Raw genomic sequence first — 24,392 nt, forward strand, 5'->3', positions numbered from 1 at the left:
ATACACAACAGTTGATCCATTCAGCACGGAGCCTGAATTAGAATGGATGGATTGCAGATTACTGAAGAGACTGTGCCGATCGTCGATGAAAGCGTCGGCGAAAGCCGCTCCCGCAAACGCCGGCGGCGACCAGCAATTGTCCGGATCCTGGCGGACTCGAAGCGAGGCGCAGGCAACACCCGAGATGGGGAGGATGAAAACGGCGGTTTGCAAGGACTGTTCAGCGCCTACCAGGCTGCGCTGGACCAGCATGCGATCGTTGCGGTGACGGACAGGCGTGGAAAGATCGTCTTCGTCAACAGCAAGTTCTGCGCGATCAGCGGCTACGCATCCGACGAGCTGATCGGACAGAACCATCGGGTCGTCAACTCGGGGCACCATCCGAAAGATTTCTTCGAGGGCATGTGGGGCAGGATCGCCCGCGGTGAAATCTGGCACGGCGAAGTGTGCAATCGCACCAAATCCGGCGCGCTCTACTGGGTCGACACCACGATCGTCCCGGTCGCGGACCGCGCGGGTCGGACGAACGCCTATGTCTCGATCCGGTATGACATCACCGATCGGAAGCTCGCCGAGCAGACCTTGCAAGAGGAGGTCGCCAGACGTCGCAATGCCGAGGCGTTGCTTGTGGACGTCATCGAGACGATCCCCGACGGCATTGCCGCCTTTGACGCCGAAGATCGACTTGTCCTGCACAATCGTGCCTTCGAGGAAATGTACAGCAAGGCGCGTGAAGCGATCGTGCCCGGCAGCACCTACGCCGCGATCGTCCAATGCGGATTGCAGAATGGGCAATACATCCTGCCGCGCAACACCGCGGAGGGGCGCGAAGCCTGGCTCCAGGCACGCTTGCGCGAACACGCAAATCCAGGGCGCAAGGCGGTCGTGGCAATCGCCGGGGGGCGTTGGCTGCAGGTGCAGGAAAGACGATCAAACTCCGGTCATGTCGTCGGCACCCGAACCGATATCACCGAGCTGAAGCGATCCGAAGCCGCCATCAAGTATCACGCCGAGCACGATCCGCTGACGAAATTGTTCAATCGCTCGGTGCTGGAGAAGCGGTTGGAGCAGGCCGTCGCAAGCAGTCGCAAGACCGGTGTGAGCGGCGCCTTGATCGTGGTGGATCTCGACGGTTTCAAGCAGGTCAACGACACGCTGGGCCATGCTGCCGGCGATGCGCTGCTCATTGCGGTAGCCAAACGGATGCAGGATGCAATCCGGAAGGCAGATACCCTCGTGCGGCTCGGGGGAGACGAATTTGCGATCATTCTGTCGAATGCCACGAGAGCGAACATCGACAAGACCCTAGAGAGGTTGCTTGCAAGGGTTCAGCAGCCGGTTCCTTTCCAGAGGCATCAGATCACGCCGCGCATGAGCATCGGGGGCTGTCTGTTTCCTCGTGACGGACGGCGGCCGGAAAGCCTGCTGAAGAAAGCCGATCTCGCCCTCTACGAGGCGAAGGCCGAGGGCCGCGGCCGGCACAAGCTCTATTCGCGGGTCATGTCTGTGGAGAATGAGCGCAGGCTCAGGATGGCAAACGCGCTGGCAGCGGCCGTGTCCGCGAATCAGATCGACGTCGCCTTGCAGCCGCAATTCCGGATCAGCGACGGATCCCATGCCGGGTTCGAGGTGCTGGCACGCTGGAACCAGGCCGGCAAGACGGTCAGTCCGGCCGAGTTCATTGCGGTGGCCGAGGCGCACGGCTTGATCGTGGAACTGGGCCATCAGATCTTGCGCAAGACGTTCGACAGCGTGCGTGGCCTGCGGTCCCGGGGCCTGGACATCGGTCAGGTGGCGATCAACGTTGCGGCGGCACAGATCCGTTGCTCGGGCTTTCCCACGATGTTGCGGGCGATGGTCATGGAAAGCGGGCTGGAACCGCAATGCGTGGAAGTGGAACTGACCGAAAACATCCTTCTCGATGCCGCCCATGACCAGATTGCGCAGACACTGACCGAATTGGACAAACTGGGTTTTTCGATTGCGCTCGACGACTTTGGCACGGGATATGCCTCGCTGGCGCATTTGCGGCGTTTTCCGGTCAACCGGATCAAGATCGACCGGTCGTTCGTTCGCGACATGTCTGCGAGTGCGGATGCATTCCGTATCGTGCGCGCCACCGTTGGCCTTGCCCACAGCCTTGGAATGCAGGTCGTCGCCGAGGGAATCGAAACCGAGGAACAGCTGGAAATTCTGCAGGGGATGAACTGCGATTTCGGTCAGGGCTTTCTGATCTCGGCACCCCTTGCCCGCGACGCGCTGCCGACGTACCTCGCGGCGCGCACCGACGCCGAGCAGGATCGCGGCCCCTATCGTCGAAGCCAGCTATCGAGTCCCTGAGCGGCGGCCCGGCCGGTTGCCATGCAGGCCGTCAGCAGATACCCGCCGGTTGGCGCCTCCCAGTCAAGCATTTCGCCGGCGACGAAAACGCCGGGTAGCGCCTGCAGCATGTAGCCGGCATCGATTCCACTCCACCGGATGCCGCCGGCCGAGGAGATGGCTTCGGCGATCGGGCGCGGTCGCTGGACCCGCAGCGGCAGGGCCTTCATCGTCATTGCGAGACGCTCCGGAGCGTATCGTGCGAGATCGGGTGCGAGTTCGCGCAGCAAGGCCGTTTTCACGCCCTGCAGGCTCGCGCCCTTGCGCAAGCGATTGCCCAGGCTCGCCTTTTCGCTCTGACGGCCGAGGTCGCGTGCGAGCCGCTCGGCGGCTCGGCCCGGCATCAGATCGAGGAGAAGCACCGCCTCGCCGTCGCGTTCGAGCCCATCGCGCAGGCTGGCCGCATGGGCATAGACGAGGCTACCTTCGATCCCGTGTCGGGTGATGACGAATTCGCCGGGAATGACGCCGGCATCGGACGTCGCCGTCACCGACTTGATCGGCTCGCCCGCGAAACGCGACAGGAAAGCTTCGCTCCAGTCAACGTCGAAGCCGCAATTTGCTGGCCGGAACGGCGCGACAGGCACGCCTTTCTCCCGAAGCGGGCCGACCCAGGATGCATCGGAGCCGAGCCGCGGCCAGCTGGCGCCGCCGAGCGCAAGGAGCGTGGCCGCGCTCTCAATCGTCTTTGGGCCTTCCGGCGTGTCGAACAAAAGGTGCTGATCGGCAAAGCCGATCCAGCGATGACGGGTCCTGATCGTTGCCCCTTGCGCCTCCAGGCGGCGCAACCATGCCCGCAGCAGCGGCGAAGCCTTCATCGCGGTCGGAAAGACGCGGCCGGAACTGCCGACGAACGTCTCGATGCCAAGCCCGGCCGCCCAGGCGCACACCGCGTCGGGGGGAAACGCGTCGAGCGCCGGGCGCAGGCGCTCCGCGGCCTCGCCGAACCGGCCGGCAAACCGGGCATAGGGTTCCGAATGGGTGATGTTGAGCCCGGATTTGCCGGCCAGCAGGAACTTTCGGGCCACGGTCGGCATCGCCTCGTACACCGTCACCGCACGTCCGGCGCCGCTCAGCATCTCGGCCGCCATCAGCCCCGCCGGCCCACCGCCGATGATCGCTATCTCGTCCCGTTGCATCCGTCGGTCCGCCACTGAATTCGTTCGCCGCTCTTCTTGCGCGGACGGCGGCGGAGCGCAAGCGATATCCGGACGGCGCGGGGGCTGTTGACAGCCGACTGCTGCATTGGCACTGGCATTCGACATTCGCTAGGTTAACCGGACAATCAAGAGGACTGGGGCCCGATGAAGAACGACGCATCCGGTGACCTGCGCGTGATCCTCCGGATCGATTTTCCGCATGGCGAACGGCTCGGGCGCGGCAAGGCGATGCTGCTGGAAAAGATCCGCGAGACCGGATCGATCTCGGCGGCGGGCCGCGCGATGGACATGTCCTACCGCCGCGCCTGGCTGCTGGTCGACGCCATGAACCGCATGTTCGCCGCACCGGTGGTGGAATCGCAGCGCGGCGGCAAGCAGGGCGGCGGCGCGGCCGTGACCCCGTTCGGCGAGGAGCTTCTGGAACGCTTCCGCGGGATGGAGGAGAAGGCGAGAGGGGCGCTTTCCAAGGATCTGGATTGGCTGCAGGCCAATCGTGCGGAGGGTGCGCCGGAAGACGGCCGCTGATTCAGCGCGTGTCCCTCAGCGCGTGTCGAGCGCAACCGTCTTGATGATGGCAAACACGGTCTTGCCAGGGTGCAGTTGCAGCCGCTCGCCGGACAGTGCGGTGATGCGGGCATGGACGGCATCGCCGCCGCAATCGACCTCCACCGTGATCATGCCCTCGCCGTCGGAGGCGATCTTCGCGATCGTTCCCTGGAGAATATTCAGTGCGCTCAGGCCCTCGGGCTTGCCGGTCGCAAGCATGACGTCGCGGGCGGGAATATGCACGCGCACGGCCTGGCCGGCATCGATATCTGTGTTGGGCACGTGGAGGTCGCGCCCATTCAGGCGCACGGTCGCAATCCGATGCGGCCGATCGACGGCGACGATGGTGCCCATCAGCACGCTTCCGGCCTCGCGACGATCCACGGCCGCGGTGAGCAGCGGGCTGCTCAGCACGTCCGACACGGCGCCGATGGCCTCCACCCTGCCATCGTTCAGCAAGACGACGCGGTCCGCCAGCCGCGCCACCTCGTGCACGGCGTGGCTGACATAGACGATCGGGATCTTCGTTTCGTCGCGCAGCCGCTCCAGATAGGGCAGTATTTCCGCCTTGCGCTCTTCGTCGAGCGCCGCCAGCGGCTCGTCCATCAGAAGCAACCGCGGCGCCGACAAAAGCGCACGGCCGATGGCCACGCGCTGCTTCTCCCCGCCGGAAAGGTTCGCCGGCCGCCGGTCGAGCAGGGCGTCGATGCCGAGGAGATCGACGACATGCTCGAAGCTCGCCGTCTCGGCGTCGCGCGGCGCAAACCAACGGCCATAGGTCAGGTTGCCGCTGACGGAAAGATGCGGAAAAAGCCGCGCCTCCTGAAAGACGTAGCCGAAGCGTCGCTTGTGCTTTGGCACGAAGATCTTGCGCTTGGTGTCGACCAGGATGTCGCCGTCGAGCACGATCCGGCCTTCGTCAGGGCGGACGAGGCCGGCGATCGCGCGCAGGAGCGAGGTCTTGCCCGAGCCGGAACGACCGAACAGCGCGGTGACGCCGCCTTCGGACGTAAAGCCTGCGTCGAGGCGGAAGGTGCCGAGCTGGTGGCGGATTTCGACCGACAGCGTCATTCAAAATGCACCCGCTTACCGACCGCGCTCGCCATGTATTCCGATGCAAGCAGCGCCGTCATCGAGATGATGATGGCAACGATCGTCAGCCGCATTGCGCCGGCATCGCCGCCGGGAACCTGGGTGAGGGTGTAGATCGCCGCCGACAGCGTCTGCGTTTCGCCGGGAATGTTGGAGACGAAGGTGATCGTCGCGCCGAACTCGCCCATCGCCTTGGCGAAGGAGAGGATCGTGCCGGCGATGACGCCCGGCAGGATCAGCGGAAGCGTGACGGTGACAAAGACCCAGGCCCGGTTGGCCCCCAACGTGCCTGCCGCATCCTCGAGCTTGCGATCGACCGCATCGAGCGACAGGCGGATGGAGCGCACCAGCAGCGGAAAGCCCATGACCGCGCAGGCAAGTGCGGCACCGGTCCAGCGAAAGGCGAAGACGATGCCGAGATACTCATCGAGAAACGCGCCGATCGGACCTTTTCGCCCGAACAGGACGAGCAGCAGGAAGCCGGTGACGACCGGCGGCAGGATCAGGGGCAGGTGGACGATGCCGTTCAGCAGCGACTTGCCCCAGAACGTGCCCCGCGACAATGCGAGTGCCACCAGGACGCCGAAGGGGAGGCTCGCTGCGACCGCAACCGTGGAAACGAGCAGGCTCAGCCGGATCGCCGTCCATTCCGCGTCGCTGAGGGTCAACCAGTCCAAGTCAGAGCTCACAGTTCCCCGATTGGCATCTCGGGGCACGCCGTCCGGCGAAAGCCCTTGCGCATCGGTTGGGAATCATTTGCAGCCACGTTAGTGCAACGTTTCAAAGGAATACAACGCCCGCACCGTTCCCGGCAAAGGCCCGCGGGGAGGAATTCACTTCAGGACGGTGAAGCCCTGCTCGGTGAAGAACACCGCCGCCTTGTCGGATTTCAGGAAGTCGAGATAGGCGCCGGCCTCGGCGCTCCTGGCTTCCGACAGGATGGCGATCGGATAGATGATCGGCGGGTGGCTGTCGTCGGGAAATGTTCCGACGATCGCCACGCCCGGATCGGCCGCGGCATCCGTCTGGTAGACGATGCCGTAGGGCACCTCGCCCCGGGACACCAGCGCGAGCGCCGCGCGCACGCTTTCCACCCCTGCGACCTTGGCCTCGACAGATTGCCAGACGCCCAGCTTTTCCAGTGCGGCCTTGCCGTATTTGCCGGCGGGAACGGTGTCGACCGCCCCCATGGCGAGCCTGCCGTCACCCACGAGGCCGGCAAGGTCGAAGCCGTCCTCGATCTTGACCGGCTTGGCCCCATCCTTAGGCGCCACGAGCACGATGCGGTTGCCGAGCAGGTTGGAGCGCGTATCGTCCTTGATCAGCTTCTTCTCCGCCACATAATCCATCCAGGCGAGATCGGCGGAGATGAAGATGTCTGCGGGCGCGCCAGCCTCGATCTGCTTTGCGAGTGCCGAGCTGGCGCCATAGGAGACCGTCGTTTCCCGGGACGTTTTCTTCGTCCAGGCGGCGTTGGCCGCATCGAGCGCATTCTTCAGGCTGGCGGCGGCAAAGACCGTGAGCCTGTCCTCAGCCGACGCCGGCGCGGCCATGGTCGTGCTGCCGAGCCAGGTGGCGGCAACCGAGGCGGCCGCGAGCCTCATCCAGTGACGACGGTTGAATTTCATAGTTCCCTCCATGCGCGCGATATTTCGTTGAATATAACGGTCACCGGCAAATGGCCAGTGCTATATATCCAAAAATATATCGCTTGCAGGAACGGCGGATAACGCCCAACTGCGGACGCGGGGCAGGGCGCTCATTTCGGGGCAACGAAATCCGCGAGGACGAGGGACTGCTCGACTTTAAGCCCGACCGGTCGCCGTTGCAGCCGATTGCGCCGCTCCGGCTTGACGACTTCGACACCGGTTAGGCGGATGCCATGACGCACTGACAGAAAGGCCTGAACTGCGCTTCGGCTACATCTGCGCGGACATGCCGCCGTCGACGGTGAGCGTGATGCCGTTGACGAAGCTGGCGGCCGGCGAGGCGAGGAACAGGGCCGCCGGCGCCAGTTCCTCCGGTCGACCCCAGCGCTTCAACGGAATGCGCACGTCGACGAAGGCTTGCACGCTTGCATCCTCCGACAGCGCCTTGTTCGGTTCGGTGACGAACCAGCCGGGCGCGATCGCGTTCACGGTGAGGTTGTCAGCGCCGAATTCGACTGCGAGCGACCGGGTCAAGGCCTCCAGTCCTCCCTTCGACGCCGTATAGGCGGGATCGGGCTTGCGGGCGATCCGCGCTGCGATCGATGTCACGAAGATCAACCGCCCGGCACTGGATTTCTGAAGATGCGGAATGGCCGCGCGCGCCAGCCGATAGGCCGCGGTGAGGTTCACGTGGAGCAGCGCGGCAAAGGCCGGGCCGTCGAGATCGCCGGTCTTGCGCCGGTCGCGAACGCCGGCCGCATGGACGACCACATCGAGCCCGGCAAGCCGCTCCGCGGCGCGATGCGCAATCGTCTCAGGATTTTCTGCCAGGTCAGCCGGCAGCGCTTCGGCGAAGAGGCCTTGTTGGCGCAAGGAAGCGCACTGGGCTTCCAGCGCCGCAGCGTCACGACCGTTGAAGGCGACCCGAGCCCCTGCCTGGGCAAATGCCTTGGCGATCTCAAGGCCCAGTCCGCGGGTTGCGCCGGTCACGAGGACGCGTCGTTTGCTATCGGTCATCTGAACGCTCGCACTTCAATGCCTGGCCGTAGCCGGCCCCTCAAATAACCTTGCCGGGGTTCAGGATGCCTTTCGGATCGAGGGTGTGCTTGATCCGGCGCATGGCTTCCAGTTCCTCGGGGCTTCGGGAACAGCCGAGATAGGGACGTTTCAACGTGCCGATCCCGTGTTCTGCCGATATGGAACCCTTGAATCGTTGCACCAGAGCATAGACGATTTCGTCCACGGCATGCAGATCGCTCTCCGAGGCGTTCTCCAAGGAAAACGCGATATGCAGGTTGCTGTCGCCGATGTGGCCGTAGAAGGAGACATGGGCGCCGGGGAAGCGTGACAGCAGTTCTGCCTCGCAGGCCTCGGCGAAACGGCCGATTTCGCCGCTCGGCATGCTCACGTCGAGGTTGACCAGAGACGGCAACAATCGATCCATCGTGACGGCCTCGCGCACGGTCCAGAAATTGCGGGCGTCCTTCTCGGACTGGGCGATGAGGGCATCGACGATGAGGCCCTCCTCCAGTGCGCCGCCGAGGAAACCTTCGAACCGCTCGCGCGCAACCTCCGAACCGTCGCCGTCTTCCTCGATGATCACGAGAAAGGGATATTCGGCTTCGAACAGCTTGATACCCTCGGCCTTGCTGCTGAAGCGGACGAAACTCTGCCACATCGCCTCGTAGGCGGAGAGTGCGAGCAACTCGCGCTGGGCCTTCTGAAGAAAGGCGATCACGGCTTCGTAGCTTTCCAGGGCCACAAGCGCCGTGCTGCGCGCAGCCGGCAGCGGTTTCAGCTTGAGAACGGCGCGGGTGATGATGCCGAGCGTTCCTTCGGCGCCGATGAAGAACTGGCGCAGGTCGTAGCCGGTGTTGTTCTTCGTCATCTTGTTGAGCATCGACAGCACCGTGCCGTCGGCGAGCACCACCTCCAGTCCCAGCACGTTGTCGCGCGTGACCCCGTGGCGAATGACCCGGATGCCGCCGGCATTTGTCGAAAGATTGCCGCCGATCTGGCAACTGCCGCGTGCGCCGAGGTCGATCGGCAGCAGGAAGCCCGCATCTGCCGCAGCAGCTTGCGCCGTTTCAAGGATCGTTCCCGCCTTGAGCGTGATCGTTGCTGCCGCCGGATCGATCTCCTCCACCCCTGCCAGTTGTTCCAGTGAAATCGCCACCTCGCCGCCACGCGGGTTGGCGCCGCCGGCCAGGCCCGTCATGCCGCCCTGGGGGATCACCGGCTGGCCGTGCGCATTGCAGATGCTGAGGGCGGCGGAAACGGCGTCCACGCTTCGCGGACGGATCACCGCCATCGGTGCAACCCGCCCGGTCAGGCTGGCGTCGCTGACGTAGCGCTCACCGATCTCGGAGCCGGTGAGCACGGCTTCCGGGCCAAGGGCACGCTTCAACTCTTCGATGATGGTCATGGTGGCTTCCTGTGTGTGCCGCAACGAGACCGTTTCTGACTAGCGATGACCTTGTCAGATTGCAATCGCGATCTTCCCACGGCGGAAATCGCATTCACATCCCTGTCAACAGATTGAAAATAAAAGATATTGTTGCTGGGATCTTCGGCGCTGCCGCCCTGATGCGCAACCTTGCCGGGCGCGGCCTGATCTGAGGCTGGTGCGCCCGCTCAATCCCGGTCCGGCGCGCCGAGCGGAAAGTATTTGCGGTACGGCCGCGCCTCGTCCACCGCGCGGTCGAAGGAGGGGCGGGCGAGCAGCCGGTCGCGATAGGCCTTCAGGTTGGTGAGCGCCGGGTCGATAGCATGGGTCCAGTCGGCGTAGAACAGCGCCGGAGCGGCGGCGCAGTCGGCCAGGCTGAAGGCGTCGCCCGCCGCCCATATCCGGCCGCTCATGTGGCGGTCCAGCCACCGGTAGGTCCGCTCCAGCAGCGTGCGCGCTTCGCCGACGCCATAGGGATCGCGATCCGCCTCCGCCCGAATGGCGTTGAAGACGATCTTCTGTTGCGGGGTGCTGATGTAGTTGTCGAAGATCCGGTCGAGCATCCGCACCTCGATCGCCGCCAGCGGATCGTCCGGAACCGGCTTGAATGGGCCGGGGTGGGCGAGCGCCAGGTACTCGATGATAACGGTCGCTTCCAGCAACGTCCTTCCGCCGTCGACAAGGACCGGGAAGCGCTTGATCGGCCAAAGCGCCTCGAATTCCCGAAGGACATCGGGATTTTCCGGGCTGAGCATCCGGAACTCGAAAGAGGTGTCGTTCTCGTAGAGCGCAATCAGCGCCTTCTGGCAGTATGACGAAAATGGATGCGCAAAAAGGATCGGCTTCATAACGTCCTCCCGTGCCGGTTGGACCATAGCCTAGCGAATCCGATTGCACATCGCAACCGGTCTCCGATTGAGAAAATTGCGCGGGCCGTGGCAGGGCGTTCGCCATCACCGCCGACGGTTGCGGAAACAGAACGCGCTTGTCAAAGTGTCCGAAGTCTTGTTGTCATGGTCGAACTGCCGGCATTATCGATTCGTTGGCATTGGCTGAACGCGCGCTCCTGGGGGATTGGGATACGCGCGAACCAGTCGCAGCGAAAAGTTGTCAGGGAAACCCTTGGAGGGGACACATGACGCATCGCATCGCATTCACGCTTGTCTTTCTTGGGACCAGCACGCTCGGCCACAGCGCTCTGGCCGCCGACCTCACGCCGACCGTCATGACGCCGGATGCGCAGCAGGTACAGACCGAAAGCGGCTGGACCTTCACGTTCGCGCCGTATTTCTGGGCGGCCGGGCTGTCCGGCGACGTCGGTACCAAAATCGGACGCTTCGAGCCCACTGTGCATGTGGATGCATCGTTCAGGGATATCTGGGACCACCTTGACTTTGGCGCAATGGCGATCGGCGAGGCCCGGTATGGGCGATATAGCGTGTTTGGCGACCTGCTATATACCAAGATCTCCGGTAACAGCGCCACGCCAAGGGGCTTCCTGGCCGATCGGATCGAGGTCGATGCGGAAACTTTCGCGGGATTTGCCGGCGTCGGCTATTCGGTGTTGGAGGACAATGCCGGCCGCCTCGACATCGTCGGCGGCGTTCGCGTCTGGTCCGTTAACACATCGATCTCGTTCGTCGGTGGCCGCCTTGACGGAGTATCGAAGAGCGACGGCGACACCTGGGTCGATGCCCTCGGCGGCGTGAAGGGAAGCTATTTCCTCACCCCGAACGTCTTCCTCGCCGGCTGGGGTCTGGTCGGCGGTGGTGGCGCGGACATCGACTGGGATGTCGCCGCGACGGCCGGCTATAAATTCAATGAAACGTTCTCGGCGGTGGTCGGCTACCGGGCGCTCGGGGTCGACTATAGCAATGACGGCTTCGTGTTCGACGTCGTCCAGCAAGGCCCTATCATCGGCCTCGCCATCAAGTTCTAGACGGCACACGGCAGCGTCCGGTAGTTGGCAAGCAACAGTTGGCGGAAATAGAAAGGGCCGGTCATCGCTGACCGGCCCTTTTGTATCTCATCCGGTGCCGCTTATTTCGCCCGCTTCAAGGCATCGCCAAGCACCGAGACGATCTCCTCGAAGTGCTTCTTCTCGGCGATCAGCGGCGGCGAGAAGGCGATGATGTCGCCGGTGACGCGGATCAGCAGGCCCTTCTCGAAGCAATCGACGAAGACGTCGTAGGCGCGCGCGCCGACAGCGCCGTCGCGGGGCGCAAGCTCGATGCCGGCGATCAGGCCGATCGTGCGGATGTCGATGACGTGCGGCAGGCCCTTCAGCGAGTGCATCGCTTCGTGCCAGGCGTCCTGCAACTCGGCGCCGCGGGTGAAGAGGCCCTCGTCGCGGTAGATGTCGAGGGTGGCAATGCCGGCGGCGCAGGCGGCCGGGTGCCCGGAATAGGTGTAGCCGTGGAACAGCTCGATCGCGCCTTCCGGCCCGTGCATCAGCGCGTCGTGCACCTTGCGGCTGGCGAACACCGCACCCATCGGGATGGCGCCGTTGGTCAGCCCCTTGGCGGTCGTCACGAGATCCGGCGTCACGCCGAAATAGTCGGTCGCAAAGGCAGCACCCAGGCGACCGAAGCCGGTGATGACCTCGTCGAAGATCAGCAGGATGCTGTGCTTGTCGCAGATCGCGCGCAGGCGCTCGAGATAGCCCTTCGGCGGGATCAGCACGCCGGTGGAGCCTGCGACCGGCTCGACAATGCAGGCGGCGATCGTCTCGGCGCCGTGCAGGGCGACCAGCCGCTCGAGGTCGTCGGCGAGTTCCGCGCCGTGCTCCGGCTGGCCCTTGACGTAGGCGTTCTTGGAAAGGTCGTGCGTGTGGCGCAGGTGGTCGGAACCGGGGAGCTGCGGGAAGACGCGGCGATTGTTGACGATGCCGCCGACGGAGATGCCGCCGAAGCCGACGCCGTGATAGCCGCGCTCGCGGCCGATCAGGCGCGTGCGGGTGCCCTGGCCGATCGCACGCTGGTAGGCGATCGCGATCTTCAGCGCGGTGTCGACCGATTCCGAGCCGGAACCGGTGTAGAAGATCCGGTCGAGTTTTGCGCCTTCCGGACCGGGAGCGATCTCGGCCAGGCGCTCGGCGAAGTCGAAGGCGATCGGATGGCCCATCTGGAAGGACGGCGCGAAATCCATCTGCGTCAGCTGGCGCTCGACGGCGGCGGCGATCTGGCGGCGGCCGTGGCCGGCATTGACGCACCAAAGCCCGGCGGTGCCGTCCAGAACGGTGCGACCGTCGTGGCTCGTGTAGTGCATGCCCTCGGCGGACGCGAGCAGGCGCGGCGCCGCCTTGAACTGCCGGTTGGCGGTGAACGGCATCCAGTAGCTGTCGAGCACCGGGGCGTTGGGCTTTTTATGAACGTTCATGGGAAGTCTCCTCTGGTTGAGGCATTGACGCCATGATTTGGCAGATTGAACAAGTCCTTTTCTGCCTGATATGAACTTATTGAAATCTAAGAGGTGAAGGCGCGAATGTTTCGGTATATCGAACAATAGAAACAGGCGCGCAGTGCAGCATCGGGAGCGGTGGCATGTCGGTCGATATCGGAGGCAGATTGCGCAGCCTGCGCATGGCCCACAACCTGTCGCAGCGCGAACTGGCGAAACGGGCAGGCGTCACCAATTCCACCATCTCGCTGATCGAGACGAACGCATCGAACCCGTCTGTCGGCGCCCTCAAGCGGATCCTGGACGGCATTCCGATCGGACTTGCCGAATTCTTCGCCTTCGAGCCGGAGCGTTCGCGCAAGGCCTTCTATAGCGCCGACGAACTGGTCGAGATCGGCAAGGGGCCGATTTCCTACCGCCAGATCGGCGACAACCTGTTCGGTCGCAGCCTGCAGATCCTGAAGGAGTGCTACCAACCCGGTGCCGACACGGGCAAGGTGCCGCTGGTGCATGACGGCGAGGAGGGCGGCATCATCCTCTCCGGGCGCCTCGAGGTGACGGTCGATGACGAGCGGCGGATCCTCGGGCCCGGCGACGCCTATTACTTCGAGAGCCGCCGGCCGCATCGTTTCCGCTGCGTCGGACCGGTACCGTGCGAGTTGATCAGCGCCTGCACGCCGCCGACCTTCTGAGCCTTTTTCCGTTCGGTCAGGACCCCCCAGCCGGGGCCGCAGCGCCGTTCTTCGCCGCCGCCGAAGCCACTTGGCGCACGCCGACCACTTCAAAGACGTCGAGCACGGTGGACCGGCCCTTCGCCTTTGCCTGGCCGAGCGGCAGGAACTGGATCGTGCCGTGACACTGGGAAACGACCGCGCTGCTCGCCAGGATCGAGGTGCTGTAGCTCTTGTTCATGCCCTCCAGACGAGAGGCGACATTGATGCTGTCGCCCATGGCCGTGTACTGCAGGCGGTCATTCGCCCCGACGCTGCCAACGACGGCGGGGCCGGTATGAATCCCGAAGCGCGTGCGGAACTCCGGCAAGCCGCGGCTGCGCTGTCTGCCGTTGAAGACATCGAGCCGATCCTTCATCGCCAGCGCGGCTCGGCAGGCATTCTCTGCATGGTTCTGGTCGGGCGCCGGGGCGTTCCACATGGCAAAGATGGAATCGCCAAGGAACTGGATGATCGTGCCCCGGTGCTCGTTCACGGTCGCGTTGAGGATGTCGAAATACTCCGACAGCATGTTGACGACTTCCTCGGGCGGATGTTGCTCGCTGATCGTGGTGAAGTCGTAGATGTCGGTGAACATCGCCGTCACCTCCTGACGACGCGCGTTCCGTCCGGAAAATTCTCCCGACTCCATCCCCTTGCGCACCAGTTCCTTTGGCACATAGAGGCCGAAGGTGAAAATGGCATCCCGCGCCTTGTTCATCGCGCTGCCGAGCGTCGCGATCTCGTTCACGCGAGTGGGCACGTCGATCGGCGTTGTGAAGTCCAGCTCTTGCAGCCGGTTGGCGCTATTGGTCAACTGGTGCAGCGACTTGGTGATCAGATGGGCCAAGAGGAGCGCCCCCAGCACCGCCAGACCGACGATGCAGGCAGAAAGGATCAGGCCCTGGTAGAGGCCGGCGCGCGCCGAAGCCATCAGTTCGTCGACAGGTGCCGCGATCACGGCGATGTGGCCAGCGAACAGGATCGCGGAGTCGACCGCCGATCCCATGGCCACCCACTGGCGGCCGGCGACGTCGACGGTGCCCATTGTGTCCAGAGCCGGCGGATTCGCTCTCAGCGCGTCGAGCAGTGGGTCGTGGACACTGGCCGGATCGAAGTCTCGTTCGGACTTCGAGGCGGCGATCGCCCGCATGATCGCGCGGTCGGAATGCATGATGGGCTTCTTGTCCGGCCCTACGACGAAGGCGACGGCGCTCGGGGTCAGGCGTTCGCTGGCGATGAAATGCGTGACCCGATCGAGCACCACATCGGCGCCGACGACGATGTCGGGATTGCCTTTGTGCGCCTGGGAGACGGTCATGCCGAGCGACTTCGTCGTCGCCATGCTGTAGGGACCGGTCGCGATCGGCCCCGTTCCGCCAACAGCGGCGCGATACCAGGGGCGCTGCCTCGGATCGTAGTTCCAGCCGGTGATCGTGCGCTGCAACAGCTGGTTGCCCTTACCGTCGTAGAAGATGACAGAAGTCAGTGCGCCGCCGTCGTTGGGCTTCAGAATGCGGACCGCCATCGTGGCACCTGGCGGTGCATCAAGAGCTGTGCGCCAGTCCGTCGACGATAGATTGACGGCATGGAAAAATCCGCCATCCGGATAACCGGCATAGACGCCGTCGATTTGCGGCGAGCGCGAGAGTGCTGCCCGCAGGGTGGTGACCTTGTCCGCAATCCGCTCCGATGGCGGTGCAAGGAAGGAGTTGGCGACGGAAACGATCAGATTGACGACGCTCGAGGTGTCGCCGGAGAGGGCCTGCATGCGTGCGATCAGACGGTCATCGAAGCTGCCCATCTGGATTTCGGCTGCTTTGATCGCAGCGTTGCGGGCACGATAGTAGTCGAGGGCGATCAGCAGCCCGGAGACAGTGAGCAGAAGTGCCACCATCACGACGCCGAGGAGGGTGCGAAGCGACCCATGCCAGGCTCTTCTCGCCGGCGCCGCCTCCCTGATCATGCCTGCCATTCTCCGCTCCATAAGCCTTCTGCCGCGGCAGTTGGTGTCGGTCTCGAACAGCTTGTGGCGCTGCCAGTCGTCAGTATCGATCTTATTGATAAGATTCGCCAACTCTTTGCGTCAACGGAAAACCGAAGGTGCGCGCCACGTCGCTTGGCTGGCCCGTGATGGAGGGTCGGCGGCACCGTGGCTGGCGCTGCCGCCACCACCTTGCGATTGCAGGCCTGTTACCGAAGGAACATCACCCGGCTTCCACGCCGACTAGCAATCGGCACACGCCAGGTCGGCGTAGCAACTCTAAGTTTCGAGGAAGCTATGGGCAAGAAAGTGAATTCAGTCGCGGCGCTCCGGGCGTCGCTTGCGCTAGATCCGCTCGCAGTCGGCTACACCATCCCCGGGGTCGGCGATCAGAGCGAGTATGGTGACGACGGCAACAATGCGATCAGCACCGGCTCGGGCCGCGACCGGATCGTTTCAGGCCTCGGTGCCGATACGATCAATGCCGGAACGGGAGACGACGAGATCAGATATCTCGCGCCGGCAGAGCTCTCCGGCGACAAGATCGACGGCGGCCTGGGCTTCGATGAGATCGAGATTGATTTCGGCGGCGCGAGTGCCGGTGTCACGTTCGCCGCCTTCGATCCGATCATTTCAAAGAGCATCCTCGGCGCCGAGATCCTCAACGTCGAGCAGTTCGAGCTTTACGGCAGCAGCTACGCCGACAGCTTCACCGGCGGTCGCTGGGACGACTGGTTTTCCGGTGGCGGCGGCAATGACGTTCTCAAAGGCGAGATCGGGCGTGACTGGCTCGACGGCGGCGAGGGCAACGACAGGCTCTACGGTGGCAACGGCAATGACACGCTGATGGGCTACACCGGTGACGACTATATCTCCGGCGGCTACGGCCAGGACTATATTGCCGGCGATGATGGCAACGACACCCTGTATGGCGGTGCCGGCTCCGACTACATGTACGGCCACTACGGCGACGACACCATCAAGGGTGACAGCGGCAACGACACCGTCTCGGGCGGCTCCGGACGCGACCATATCGATGGCGGCACCGGCAACGACACGCTCGCCGGCGACGCGGACAACGACACGGTTCTGGGCGGCGCGGGCAACGACACGATCCGCCACAGCATGGAAAGCTGGGCCGGCGACGGCAAGGACGTCCTGGATGGCGGCGCCGACATAGACACGCTCGTTCTGCACGGCTTTTCCGGCACCTTCACCGCCAAGGCATCGACGGTGAAGCAGACCCTTTCCAACGGCACGACCTTCGTCAATTTCGAGGCCTACGAAATCTATGGCTTGGAGGGTGCGGACCGGCTCACCGGTTGGTCCGGTGCGGACATGCTTTCCGGCGGATCCGGAAACGACACGCTGATCGGTCTCGGTGGCAACGACCACATCTCCAGCGGCCTCGGCATCGACGTTCTCGATGGCGGCGACGGCAACGATCTTCTCATCGCCGGCAGCGGCGGCAAGGATACCATCCGGGCCGGCAAGGGATACGACAGCGTCTGGATCGAGCGATATGACAGCACCGGCAACCTGACCTTCAGCGTCTCGGGAGCGACCGCCAAGCTTTCGGACGGGACCGTCGTCACAGACGGCGAGAGCTTCACCGTCACCACCGGAAGCGGCAACGATGTGTTGTCCGCCGGGAACGCAAGTTTTGTCGATTTCGACGCAGGCAGCGGCAACAACAGGATGACGGGAGGCAAGGGGAACGACAGTTTCTACAGCAGGGGTGGCAATGACACCGTCAAGGGCGGCGACGGCAACGACCGGATTCTCGATTATGGCGGTGGCACCAACCTGATCGATGGCGGCAACGGCAATGACTACCTGTCGGCCGACACAGAGACGGGAACCGCGCTGACGACGATGCTCGGCGGCGCCGGCAACGACGCGGTGATGATCAACACCGCGGGTGGCTCGACCGCCGGGCGCTACGCCGTGGATGGCGGGACGGGGACCGATACGCTCTGGATCAACCGCTACGACAGCAAGGCGAACCTGACCTTCGTGCTTTCTGCCAATGCGACGCTCGTCAACGGCGGGGTGACGGCAAAGAACTTCGAAAGCGTCGACATCACCACCGGCCAGGGTCACGATTCACTGACCGGCGGAAGCCTGAGCGACCATCTCGACGGCATGGGCGGCAATGACACGCTCAAGGGGCTCGGCGGCAACGACTACCTGACGGGTTGGACCGGGGCCGACAAGCTCTACGGCGGCGATGGCAATGACATCCTCTGGGCATCGGGCGGCCTGCCGGACACCGGAGCGGACCGTCTCTATGGCGAGAATGGCAACGATATCCTGCACATCAACGGCGGCGACTATGCCTCGGGCGGCACTGGTACGGACCGTGTCATCATTGACCTCAGCGAAGGAACGTCCGACGTGTCCTTCGTCTTCACCAACGGTCTGGTCAAGGTGAATGCCAGCACCTCCTTCACCGGCATGGAGACGATGGAATACGTCGGCGGCTCGGGGCGGGACACCGTCACCGGCAGTGCGGGCAACGACCTTCTCGAAGGCGGCGCCGGCAACGATACCCTCAGGGGCGGCGGCGGCAACGACACCCTCATCGACGGCAAGGGCAATGACAAGCTCTATGGCGATGCGGGCAACGACAAGTTCATCCGTTATACCGCTGAAGAAACGGATTATTTCAACGGCGGGGCAGGCGTCGACACGGTCAGCCTGAATGCCGTATCGGATCTGTCCGTCATCGTTGATCTCGAAAACAACGCGAAGAACGGTGGCGTTGCCTCCGGTCTGAGTCTCGTGAGCATCGAAAACGTCATCGGCGGGACCCGGGACGATACGATCCTTGGCAACGCCTCGGCTAATACCCTGACCGGCGGCTTCGGCGACGACAAGCTCGATGGCCGAGCCGGCAACGACAAGCTCGAGGGCGGTGGCGACGGCGATACGCTGACCGGCGGGGCCGGCGCGGATCAGTTCATCTACGGCTCGGGAGATGCGATCGGCTCCGGCGACCGGATCACCGATTTCAAGCGCGGCGAGGACAAGCTCGTCATCGACAAGGGTGTTTTCGGCTTTTCCAAGCTCGTGCTCTATGCAGGCAACGATCTGAAGGCGACGGGCACGACCGCCCAGTTCTTCTTCGAAAAGGACAATGGCCGCTTGTGGTACGATGGTGACGGCGCCGGCAACGACGAAGATGCCGTTCTCGTCGCCACCCTCGACAAGGTCACGTCTCTCTCCGCGACGGACTTCCTTTTGATCTGAGGCGGAGGTGAGCGAGACTGCCTCGTGCCGGTCTCGGTTCCCGCAACAAAAAGTCAAGCGATGCAAGGAGCCTGCCGGTTTGCCCGGCGGGCTCTTCCCGATCCGTCACGGACAAGCGATTGGCGTCGTCCAGTCCGGCTTGCACCGAATTGCAGCGGCGTAACCAAGGATCCCAAAATAACCATTCGTCGCGGCTGGGCCTTTATTTCTATGCAACCGACGCTACTATTGCCTGCGACAAGGTGAGGTGTCGATTTGTCTGAACTCTCTTCCAGCCAGCCCGCTTCGCAGGAAAGACGTGCCAGGCGCCGTGTCGAACTGATCGCGTTTTTCGTGCTGGCGTTCGGAATATGGCCGTTGGTCGCCGTCGGCGTGGTGGGCGGATACGGCTTCCTGGTCTGGATGTTCCAGATCATTTACGGCCCGCCCGGCCCCCCGGGACATTGAGGGTGTGATGCGGACAGAGCCGATATCGCGGCGGGAGCTTTTCGTTGGCCGTTCGATCGCCGGAACGGCCGGCATCTGTCCACCGGGGGCAACTCCGCAAAGCCTTGAAGCCTGTACCGGCTGTGGTCGCTGCGCCGAGCGATGTCCCACCAGCATTGTCCGCTTAGCCGATGGCGTGCCGTCCATCGATTTTTCGCTCGGCGAATGCACCTTTTGCGGCGAATGCAGCGCCGCCTGTCCGGAGCCGGTCTTCGTATCGAAGGGGGACACGCGGTTTGCACATGTGGCGGTGGTCAAGGATGCCTGCCTGGCGCGAAACGACATTGCCTGCCAGTCCTGCGGTGAATGCTGTCCCGAGCAGGCGATCCGTTTTCGCCCGCGTATCGGCGGTCCTTTCCTTCCCGAGCTGAACGAAGCGGTCTGCAGCGGTTGCGGCGCCTGCCTGAGTGTCTGCCCCGTCGGCGCGATCGGACTGCGGGCCCGCGATATGGAGACAGCCGATGTCTGAGCCGACGCAGCGCTACCATGTTTCCAGTGCCGTGATTGCGACGATGCCGGCGCACACCGAGGCCGTCCTTGCGGAAATCGCGAAGATGGAAAATGTCGAAATCCACGGACACGGCGGCGGCAAGATCGTCGTCGTGATCGAAGGTACGAGCACGGGCATGCTTGGCGACTGTCTGACGCGCATGTCGCTCCTGGACGGAGTGATCGCCGCCAACATGGTCTTCGAGCATGTCGAGACAGAGGAGAGTGAAAGCGATGACCGGAACACTGACGCGGCGTGACATCCTGAAGGCCCATGCCGCTGGCATCGCCGCCGCGACGGCCGGCGTCGCGCTTCCCGCCGCCGCCCAGCCGGTGCCGGGCGGCGTCGAGGCGCTCGAAATCAAGTGGTCGAAGGCACCCTGCCGTTTCTGCGGCACCGGCTGCGGCGTGATGGTCGGCGTCAAGAACGGCCAGGTCGTCGCCACCCACGGCGACAGCCAGGCCGAGGTCAACCGCGGCTTGAACTGCATCAAGGGCTATTTTCTCTCCAAGATCATGTACGGCGAGGACCGGCTGACGACCCCGCTGCTGCGCAAGCGCAATGGCGCCTATGCGAAGGACGGCGAGTTCGAGCCGGTGAGCTGGGATGAGGCCTTCGACGTGATGGCCGATCAGTGCAAGAAGGTGCTGAAGGAAAAGGGTCCGACGGCCGTCGGCATGTTCGGCTCCGGCCAATGGACCATCTTCGAGGGCTATGCGGCAACCAAGCTGATGCGTGCCGGCTTCCGCTCCAACAACCTCGATCCCAATGCCCGCCACTGCATGGCGTCGGCGGCCTACGCCTTCATGCGCACGTTCGGCATGGACGAGCCGATGGGCGTCTACGACGATTTCGAGCATGCGGACGCCTTCGTGCTGTGGGGCTCCAACATGGCGGAGATGCACCCGATCCTGTGGACGCGCGTGGCGGACCGCCGGCTCGGCCACCCCCATGTCCGGGTCTCCGTGCTCTCGACGTTTACTCACCGCAGCATGGATCTCGCCGACATACCCATCGTCTTCAAGCCGGGCACCGACCTGGCGATTCTCAACTTTATCGCCAACCACATCATCCAGACCGGGCGCGTGAACCAGGACTTCGTCCAGAAGCACACGCGGTTTGCCCGCGGCGCCACCGACATCGGTTACGGCTTGCGGCCGGACAATCCGCTGGAAACCAAGGCAGCCAACACCGCCGAACCGGGGAAGATGGAGCCGATCGACTTCGAGGCGTTCAAGGAACTCGTATCCGAATACACACTGGAAAAGACGGCCGAACTGACCGGCGTCGATGCAGGCTTCCTGGAGCAACTGGCCGAACTCTACGCCGATCCGAACACCAAGGTCATGTCGCTCTGGACGATGGGCTTTAACCAGCATGTACGCGGCGTCTGGGCCAACCAGATGGTCTACAACATCCACCTGCTGACGGGTAAGATCTCGGAGCCCGGCAACAGCCCGTTCTCGCTGACCGGGCAACCTTCCGCCTGCGGCACCGCCCGCGAGGTCGGCACCTTCGCCCACCGCCTGCCGGCCGACATGACCGTCACCAATCCCGAGCATCGCAAGCATGCGGAGGAGATCTGGCGCATCCCGCACGGCATCATTCCCGAAAAGCCGGGATACCACGCGGTACAGCAGGACCGCATGCTGAAGGACGGCAAGCTCAACTTCTATTGGGTGCAGGTCAACAACAACGTCCAGGCAGGCCCCAACACGAGCAACGAGACCTGGCAGGGCTATCGCAATCCCGAAAACTTCATCGTCGTTTCCGACGCCTATCCGACGATCACGGCGATGAGTGCCGACCTGATCCTGCCTGCCGCCATGTGGGTGGAGAAGGAAGGGGCCTACGGGAACGCCGAGCGCCGGACCCATGTCTGGCATCAGCTTGTCGACGCCCCCGGCGAGGGGCGGTCGGACCTATGGCAGCTCGTGGAGTTCTCTAAGCGCTTCACGACCGACGAGGTCTGGCCGGCCGATATTCTCGATGCAAATCCGCAATATCGCGGGAAAACGCTGTACGACGTTCTGTTCCGCAATGGCGAGGTCGACCGCTTCCCGCTCAGCGAGATCAATGCGGAATACGACAACCAGGAAGCCAAGGACTTCGGCTTCTACATCCAGAAGGGGCTATTCGAGGAATATGCAGCGTTCGGGCGCGGGCACGGCCACGATCTTGCACCCTACGACACCTACCACGAGGTGCGCGGGCTGCGCTGGCCGGTGGTCAACGGCAAGGAGACGCTGTGGCGCTATCGCGAGGGCTACGACCCCTATGTGAAACCGGGCGAGGGGGTCAACTTCTACGGCCAGCCGGATGGCAAGGCGGTGATTCTCGCCGTGCCTTACGAGCCGCCGGCGGAATCGCCGGACGAGGAGTATGACGTCTGGCTCGTGACCGGTCGGGTGCTGGAACATTGGCATTCGGGATCGATGACCATGCGCGTACCCGAACTCTTCAAGGCGTTCCCGGGTGCCCGCGTGTTCATGAACGCCGACGACGCGCGCAAGCGCGGCATCAACCAGGGTGCGGAAGTGCGGATCGTTTCGCGCCGCGGCGAGATCCGCTCGCGGGTCGAGACGCGCGGCCGCAACCGGATGCCGCCCGGTGTCATCTTCGTCCCCTGGTTCGATGCCAGCCAGCTGATCAACAAGGTCACGCTCGACGCCACCGATCCCATCTCCAAACAGACGGATTTCAAAAAATGCGCGGTCAAAATTCTCCCCGTCGCCTGAGGCGGCCTGACTGGATGGTGGTCGCGGCAGGTGTCCTGCTGTTTGTCGCGACGGCGGCGATCGCCCAGGTGGTGCCGCAAACCGTGCCGCAGCTGGAGGGGCCGACGCCGTCCATGGCGACGGATGCCGCAGCACCGCTGCCGAAATGGATCGTCGACGACAAGCGCCGGATGCGCGCCTATCCCGACCAGCCGCCGGTCATCCCGCATTCGATCGAGGGCTACGAGCTTTCTGTCAATGCGAACCGTTGCCTGTCCTGCCACAAGCGCGAGTTCACGCAGAGTTCCGGCGCTTTGATGATCAGTGTGACCCATTACATGGACCGCGACGGCCAGATGCTCGCCGACGTTTCGCCGCGGCGCTACTTCTGCACCGCCTGCCACGTGCCGCAGGCCGACACGCAGCCGCTGGTCAACAACGTCTTCAAGGACATGAGCGAGATGGGTGTCAAGCCCGCCGGAAGCGAGTGACGCCATGATCGCATGGATCAAGAAGATCGTTCTCTGGGCCTGGAATATCATCGCCACACCGGCGGGCACGCTCGGTCTCGGCTTCCTGACGCTCGGCGGCTTCGTCGGCGGCGTGATGTTCTGGGGCGCCTTCAACACCGCGCTGGAGCTGACCAACACCGAGCAGTTCTGCACGTCCTGCCACGAGATGCACGACAACGTCTATCAGGAGCTGACGCGCACCATTCACTTCTCGAACCGCTCCGGCGTGCGGGCCTCCTGCCCAGACTGCCATGTTCCCCACGAATGGACCGACAAGATCGCCCGCAAGATGCAGGCCTCGAAAGAGGTGTGGGGCAAGATCTTCGGTACGATCAACACGCGGCCGAAGTTTCTCGAAAAACGCCTCGAACTGGCGCAACGCGAATGGGCACGGCTGAAGGCCAACGACAGCCTCGAATGCCGCAACTGCCATTCGTCGATTGCAATGGATCTGCAAAAACAGACGCAGCGGGCTGCGGAGATCCACACGCGCTATCTGCTCCCCGGCCGGGCCACCTGCATCGATTGCCACAAGGGCATCGCGCATGAATTGCCCAACATGGAAGGCATCGATCCCGGCTGGAGGATGCCGCCGGAAGTCGAGGGGAAGAGTGCGGCGAACGCGACGCCGATCGGCGACCTGAGCCGTGCGATGGCGGAGTTGCACGCCGAGGCGTTCTGACCGGCAGGGAGGCCGCCCGGTCTGAGTGAGCGCCTGCATCGCCACAGCATGGCGGCGACGCGGGTGGGCATGCATGACGCCACGACAAGTGACGCACACCGCCACTGCAGCGGCGGTATGCCACCCGAGCCAAGCGTCGTAGCTTTAGGCGACCCTATTGAGCTTCCTGACAGGCCTTCAGCGCCTTGAAGGCAGCATCAGTTCCGGCAAGCTTGACGACAACCGGATTGCCCCCTTCCGGGGTAATCGTAACGGCATTCTTTTTGGCAAGATCGTAGATGAAGTCAGCATTATTCACCCACACGTACGCTCCGCGGTAGCCTCCGATCACCTGGCCCTCGGCTTCACCGCTGAATTTTTGCCCGTCGACGTCAAAAAGAACCGGAATTTTCTTGCCGGAGGCGACATTGGCATCGGCCTTTGTGTAGAGCGCCATGTAGCCGCGCATCTTACCCTTCGCATCGATGCCCATCTGGATCTGCGTCCCGTCGGCGTTGGCCTTCTTGATCAGGCATCCGGGGCCCATGTCGTCCTTCACCAGGATCTCCCAACCGGCTTCCGAACCGTATTTCTTCTGGGCGATCGCCCCCGTCGCAGCCAGGGCCGAGAAGGCCAGGGCCATTCCCACGATGATCTCGCTTCGCATGACAGGCTCCTTTCTGTTCGGCTCGTCCCGAGCCGAAGCGCACAAAAGACCTCAGTTGAGCGGGACACCGTGCGCGACCGGCCGGTGTCGATTTTACGCCGTCATTCTCCCGCGTCGCAGCGCGCGGCTGCTCGCAAACAAATGCATCCCTATCCCTGTTGGGACGAGAAGACATGGATGAGGTTTGAGTTGTCTGCTGCCTTCAACTCCTACGTCGCTCGGGCCGTCCGCAGCGCTTCATG

21 protein-coding genes are annotated in these 24,392 nt (G+C 63.7%); 11 read left to right on the forward strand and 10 right to left on the reverse strand.

Annotated features, from left to right (window positions below):
- The first annotated feature begins 42 nt into the window (after positions 1–42).
- Positions 43–2,340: a sensor domain-containing protein gene (locus tag JNC62_RS00340; protein ID WP_374834889.1), complete on the forward strand. Its 2,298-nt coding sequence runs from the start codon at positions 43–45 to the stop codon at positions 2,338–2,340.
- Here the strand turns inward: JNC62_RS00340 and JNC62_RS00345 are convergent.
- Positions 2,310–3,518, reverse strand: a complete 1,209-nt coding sequence (locus tag JNC62_RS00345; RefSeq protein WP_374834890.1) for a TIGR03862 family flavoprotein — start codon at positions 3,516–3,518, stop codon at positions 2,310–2,312. The two genes, JNC62_RS00340 and JNC62_RS00345, sit on opposite strands and share 31 nt — an antisense overlap.
- Positions 3,519–3,683: 165 nt before the next feature.
- On the opposite strand from JNC62_RS00345, the gene JNC62_RS00350 reads away from it, so the two are divergent.
- Entirely contained in the window at positions 3,684–4,064 is a 381-nt protein-coding gene (locus tag JNC62_RS00350; protein WP_374834891.1) for a winged helix-turn-helix domain-containing protein, read from the forward strand.
- A 15-nt stretch (positions 4,065–4,079) separates the two neighbouring features.
- Here JNC62_RS00350 and modC read toward each other — a convergent pair whose 3' ends face one another.
- The 6 genes from modC to JNC62_RS00380 all read right to left on the reverse strand — a co-directional run bounded on the left by modC (position 4,080) and on the right by JNC62_RS00380 (position 10,120).
- The gene (gene modC / locus JNC62_RS00355) at positions 4,080–5,156 is read right to left on the reverse strand and encodes a molybdenum ABC transporter ATP-binding protein (RefSeq protein WP_374834892.1); all 1,077 of its coding nucleotides are present in this window, start codon (positions 5,154–5,156) and stop codon (positions 4,080–4,082) included.
- Positions 5,153–5,854 carry a molybdate ABC transporter permease subunit gene (gene modB, locus JNC62_RS00360; protein WP_374834893.1) on the reverse strand — a complete coding sequence of 234 codons (702 nt, stop codon included), beginning with the start codon at positions 5,852–5,854 and terminating at the stop codon, positions 5,153–5,155. Before modB ends, modC begins: the two co-directional genes overlap by 4 nt.
- Positions 5,855–6,010: 156 nt before the next feature.
- Entirely contained in the window at positions 6,011–6,805 is a 795-nt protein-coding gene (modA, locus tag JNC62_RS00365; protein WP_374834894.1) for a molybdate ABC transporter substrate-binding protein, read from the reverse strand.
- A gap of 291 nt (positions 6,806–7,096) precedes the next feature.
- Positions 7,097–7,843 carry an SDR family oxidoreductase gene (locus JNC62_RS00370; protein ID WP_374834895.1) on the reverse strand — a complete coding sequence of 249 codons (747 nt, stop codon included), beginning with the start codon at positions 7,841–7,843 and terminating at the stop codon, positions 7,097–7,099.
- Positions 7,844–7,883: 40 nt separating this feature from the next.
- A complete protein-coding gene (locus JNC62_RS00375; protein ID WP_374834896.1) occupies positions 7,884–9,251 on the reverse strand; it encodes an FAD-binding oxidoreductase in 1,368 nt (455 codons plus the stop codon).
- Positions 9,252–9,460: 209 nt separating this feature from the next.
- Positions 9,461–10,120, reverse strand: coding sequence for a glutathione S-transferase family protein (locus tag JNC62_RS00380; protein ID WP_374834897.1), 660 nt, complete (start codon positions 10,118–10,120; stop codon positions 9,461–9,463).
- 287 nt (positions 10,121–10,407) lie between these two features.
- Between JNC62_RS00380 and JNC62_RS00385 the strand changes: the two genes are divergently transcribed.
- Positions 10,408–11,211 carry a hypothetical protein gene (locus tag JNC62_RS00385; RefSeq protein ID WP_374834898.1) on the forward strand — a complete coding sequence of 268 codons (804 nt, stop codon included), beginning with the start codon at positions 10,408–10,410 and terminating at the stop codon, positions 11,209–11,211.
- A 101-nt stretch (positions 11,212–11,312) separates the two neighbouring features.
- Here JNC62_RS00385 and aptA read toward each other — a convergent pair whose 3' ends face one another.
- Positions 11,313–12,650, reverse strand: a complete 1,338-nt coding sequence (gene aptA / locus JNC62_RS00390) for an omega-aminotransferase AptA (protein ID WP_374834899.1) — start codon at positions 12,648–12,650, stop codon at positions 11,313–11,315.
- A 164-nt stretch (positions 12,651–12,814) separates the two neighbouring features.
- Here aptA and JNC62_RS00395 point away from each other — a divergent pair, with 164 nt between their 5' ends.
- Complete coding sequence (locus tag JNC62_RS00395; RefSeq protein WP_374834900.1) at positions 12,815–13,363, forward strand: cupin domain-containing protein; 549 nt, start codon at positions 12,815–12,817, stop codon at positions 13,361–13,363.
- Positions 13,364–13,379: 16 nt separating this feature from the next.
- Here JNC62_RS00395 and JNC62_RS00400 read toward each other — a convergent pair whose 3' ends face one another.
- Entirely contained in the window at positions 13,380–15,356 is a 1,977-nt protein-coding gene (locus tag JNC62_RS00400; RefSeq protein ID WP_374834901.1) for an adenylate/guanylate cyclase domain-containing protein, read from the reverse strand.
- Between the two features lie 306 nt (positions 15,357–15,662).
- Here JNC62_RS00400 and JNC62_RS00405 point away from each other — a divergent pair, with 306 nt between their 5' ends.
- The 7 genes from JNC62_RS00405 to JNC62_RS00435 all read left to right on the forward strand — a co-directional run bounded on the left by JNC62_RS00405 (position 15,663) and on the right by JNC62_RS00435 (position 23,504).
- On the forward strand, positions 15,663–18,617 hold the full coding sequence (locus JNC62_RS00405) for a calcium-binding protein (protein ID WP_374834902.1): 2,955 nt from the start codon (positions 15,663–15,665) through the stop codon (positions 18,615–18,617).
- 255 nt (positions 18,618–18,872) lie between these two features.
- Positions 18,873–19,064 (forward strand): periplasmic nitrate reductase, NapE protein, encoded by a 192-nt coding sequence (gene napE / locus JNC62_RS00410; protein WP_374834903.1) that lies wholly within the window; start codon positions 18,873–18,875, stop codon positions 19,062–19,064.
- Between the two features lie 7 nt (positions 19,065–19,071).
- Entirely contained in the window at positions 19,072–19,572 is a 501-nt protein-coding gene (locus JNC62_RS00415; protein WP_374834904.1) for a ferredoxin-type protein NapF, read from the forward strand.
- Complete coding sequence (locus JNC62_RS00420) at positions 19,565–19,852, forward strand: chaperone NapD (RefSeq protein ID WP_374834905.1); 288 nt, start codon at positions 19,565–19,567, stop codon at positions 19,850–19,852. Before JNC62_RS00415 ends, JNC62_RS00420 begins: the two co-directional genes overlap by 8 nt.
- On the forward strand, positions 19,827–22,331 hold the full coding sequence (gene napA, locus JNC62_RS00425; protein ID WP_374834906.1) for a periplasmic nitrate reductase subunit alpha: 2,505 nt from the start codon (positions 19,827–19,829) through the stop codon (positions 22,329–22,331). Before JNC62_RS00420 ends, napA begins: the two co-directional genes overlap by 26 nt.
- Complete coding sequence (locus JNC62_RS00430) at positions 22,301–22,801, forward strand: nitrate reductase cytochrome c-type subunit (RefSeq protein WP_374834907.1); 501 nt, start codon at positions 22,301–22,303, stop codon at positions 22,799–22,801. Before napA ends, JNC62_RS00430 begins: the two co-directional genes overlap by 31 nt.
- A 7-nt stretch (positions 22,802–22,808) precedes the next feature.
- On the forward strand, positions 22,809–23,504 hold the full coding sequence (locus tag JNC62_RS00435) for a NapC/NirT family cytochrome c (RefSeq protein ID WP_374835629.1): 696 nt from the start codon (positions 22,809–22,811) through the stop codon (positions 23,502–23,504).
- 154 nt (positions 23,505–23,658) lie between these two features.
- On the opposite strand, the gene JNC62_RS00440 is transcribed toward JNC62_RS00435, so the two are convergent.
- Positions 23,659–24,126, reverse strand: coding sequence for a hypothetical protein (locus JNC62_RS00440; protein ID WP_374835631.1), 468 nt, complete (start codon positions 24,124–24,126; stop codon positions 23,659–23,661).
- Positions 24,127–24,392 lie beyond the last annotated feature (266 nt).

Source organism: Mycoplana ramosa, assembly GCF_041930185.1.
Taxonomy (GTDB): domain Bacteria; phylum Pseudomonadota; class Alphaproteobacteria; order Rhizobiales; family Rhizobiaceae; genus Mycoplana; species Mycoplana ramosa.

Bases quoted from the DNA above. Each gene is read 5' to 3' on its own strand.
- JNC62_RS00385 (WP_374834898.1), top strand. From the start codon at position 10,408: ATGACGCATCGCATCGCATTCACGCTTGTCTTTCTTGGGACCAGCACG.
- JNC62_RS00345 (WP_374834890.1), bottom strand. From the start codon at position 3,518: ATGCAACGGGACGAGATAGCGATCATCGGCGGTGGGCCGGCGGGGCTG.
- modA (WP_374834894.1), bottom strand. From the start codon at position 6,805: ATGAAATTCAACCGTCGTCACTGGATGAGGCTCGCGGCCGCCTCGGTT.
- JNC62_RS00405 (WP_374834902.1), top strand. From the start codon at position 15,663: ATGGGCAAGAAAGTGAATTCAGTCGCGGCGCTCCGGGCGTCGCTTGCG.
- JNC62_RS00340 (WP_374834889.1), top strand. From the start codon at position 43: ATGGATGGATTGCAGATTACTGAAGAGACTGTGCCGATCGTCGATGAA.
- JNC62_RS00395 (WP_374834900.1), top strand. From the start codon at position 12,815: ATGTCGGTCGATATCGGAGGCAGATTGCGCAGCCTGCGCATGGCCCAC.
- JNC62_RS00375 (WP_374834896.1), bottom strand. From the start codon at position 9,251: ATGACCATCATCGAAGAGTTGAAGCGTGCCCTTGGCCCGGAAGCCGTG.
- JNC62_RS00370 (WP_374834895.1), bottom strand. From the start codon at position 7,843: ATGACCGATAGCAAACGACGCGTCCTCGTGACCGGCGCAACCCGCGGA.
- JNC62_RS00350 (WP_374834891.1), top strand. From the start codon at position 3,684: ATGAAGAACGACGCATCCGGTGACCTGCGCGTGATCCTCCGGATCGAT.
- JNC62_RS00440 (WP_374835631.1), bottom strand. From the start codon at position 24,126: ATGGCCCTGGCCTTCTCGGCCCTGGCTGCGACGGGGGCGATCGCCCAG.
- JNC62_RS00430 (WP_374834907.1), top strand. From the start codon at position 22,301: ATGCGCGGTCAAAATTCTCCCCGTCGCCTGAGGCGGCCTGACTGGATG.
- JNC62_RS00380 (WP_374834897.1), bottom strand. From the start codon at position 10,120: ATGAAGCCGATCCTTTTTGCGCATCCATTTTCGTCATACTGCCAGAAG.
- napA (WP_374834906.1), top strand. From the start codon at position 19,827: ATGACCGGAACACTGACGCGGCGTGACATCCTGAAGGCCCATGCCGCT.
- JNC62_RS00415 (WP_374834904.1), top strand. From the start codon at position 19,072: ATGCGGACAGAGCCGATATCGCGGCGGGAGCTTTTCGTTGGCCGTTCG.
- aptA (WP_374834899.1), bottom strand. From the start codon at position 12,650: ATGAACGTTCATAAAAAGCCCAACGCCCCGGTGCTCGACAGCTACTGG.
- modC (WP_374834892.1), bottom strand. From the start codon at position 5,156: ATGACGCTGTCGGTCGAAATCCGCCACCAGCTCGGCACCTTCCGCCTC.
- JNC62_RS00400 (WP_374834901.1), bottom strand. From the start codon at position 15,356: ATGGCAGGCATGATCAGGGAGGCGGCGCCGGCGAGAAGAGCCTGGCAT.
- JNC62_RS00420 (WP_374834905.1), top strand. From the start codon at position 19,565: ATGTCTGAGCCGACGCAGCGCTACCATGTTTCCAGTGCCGTGATTGCG.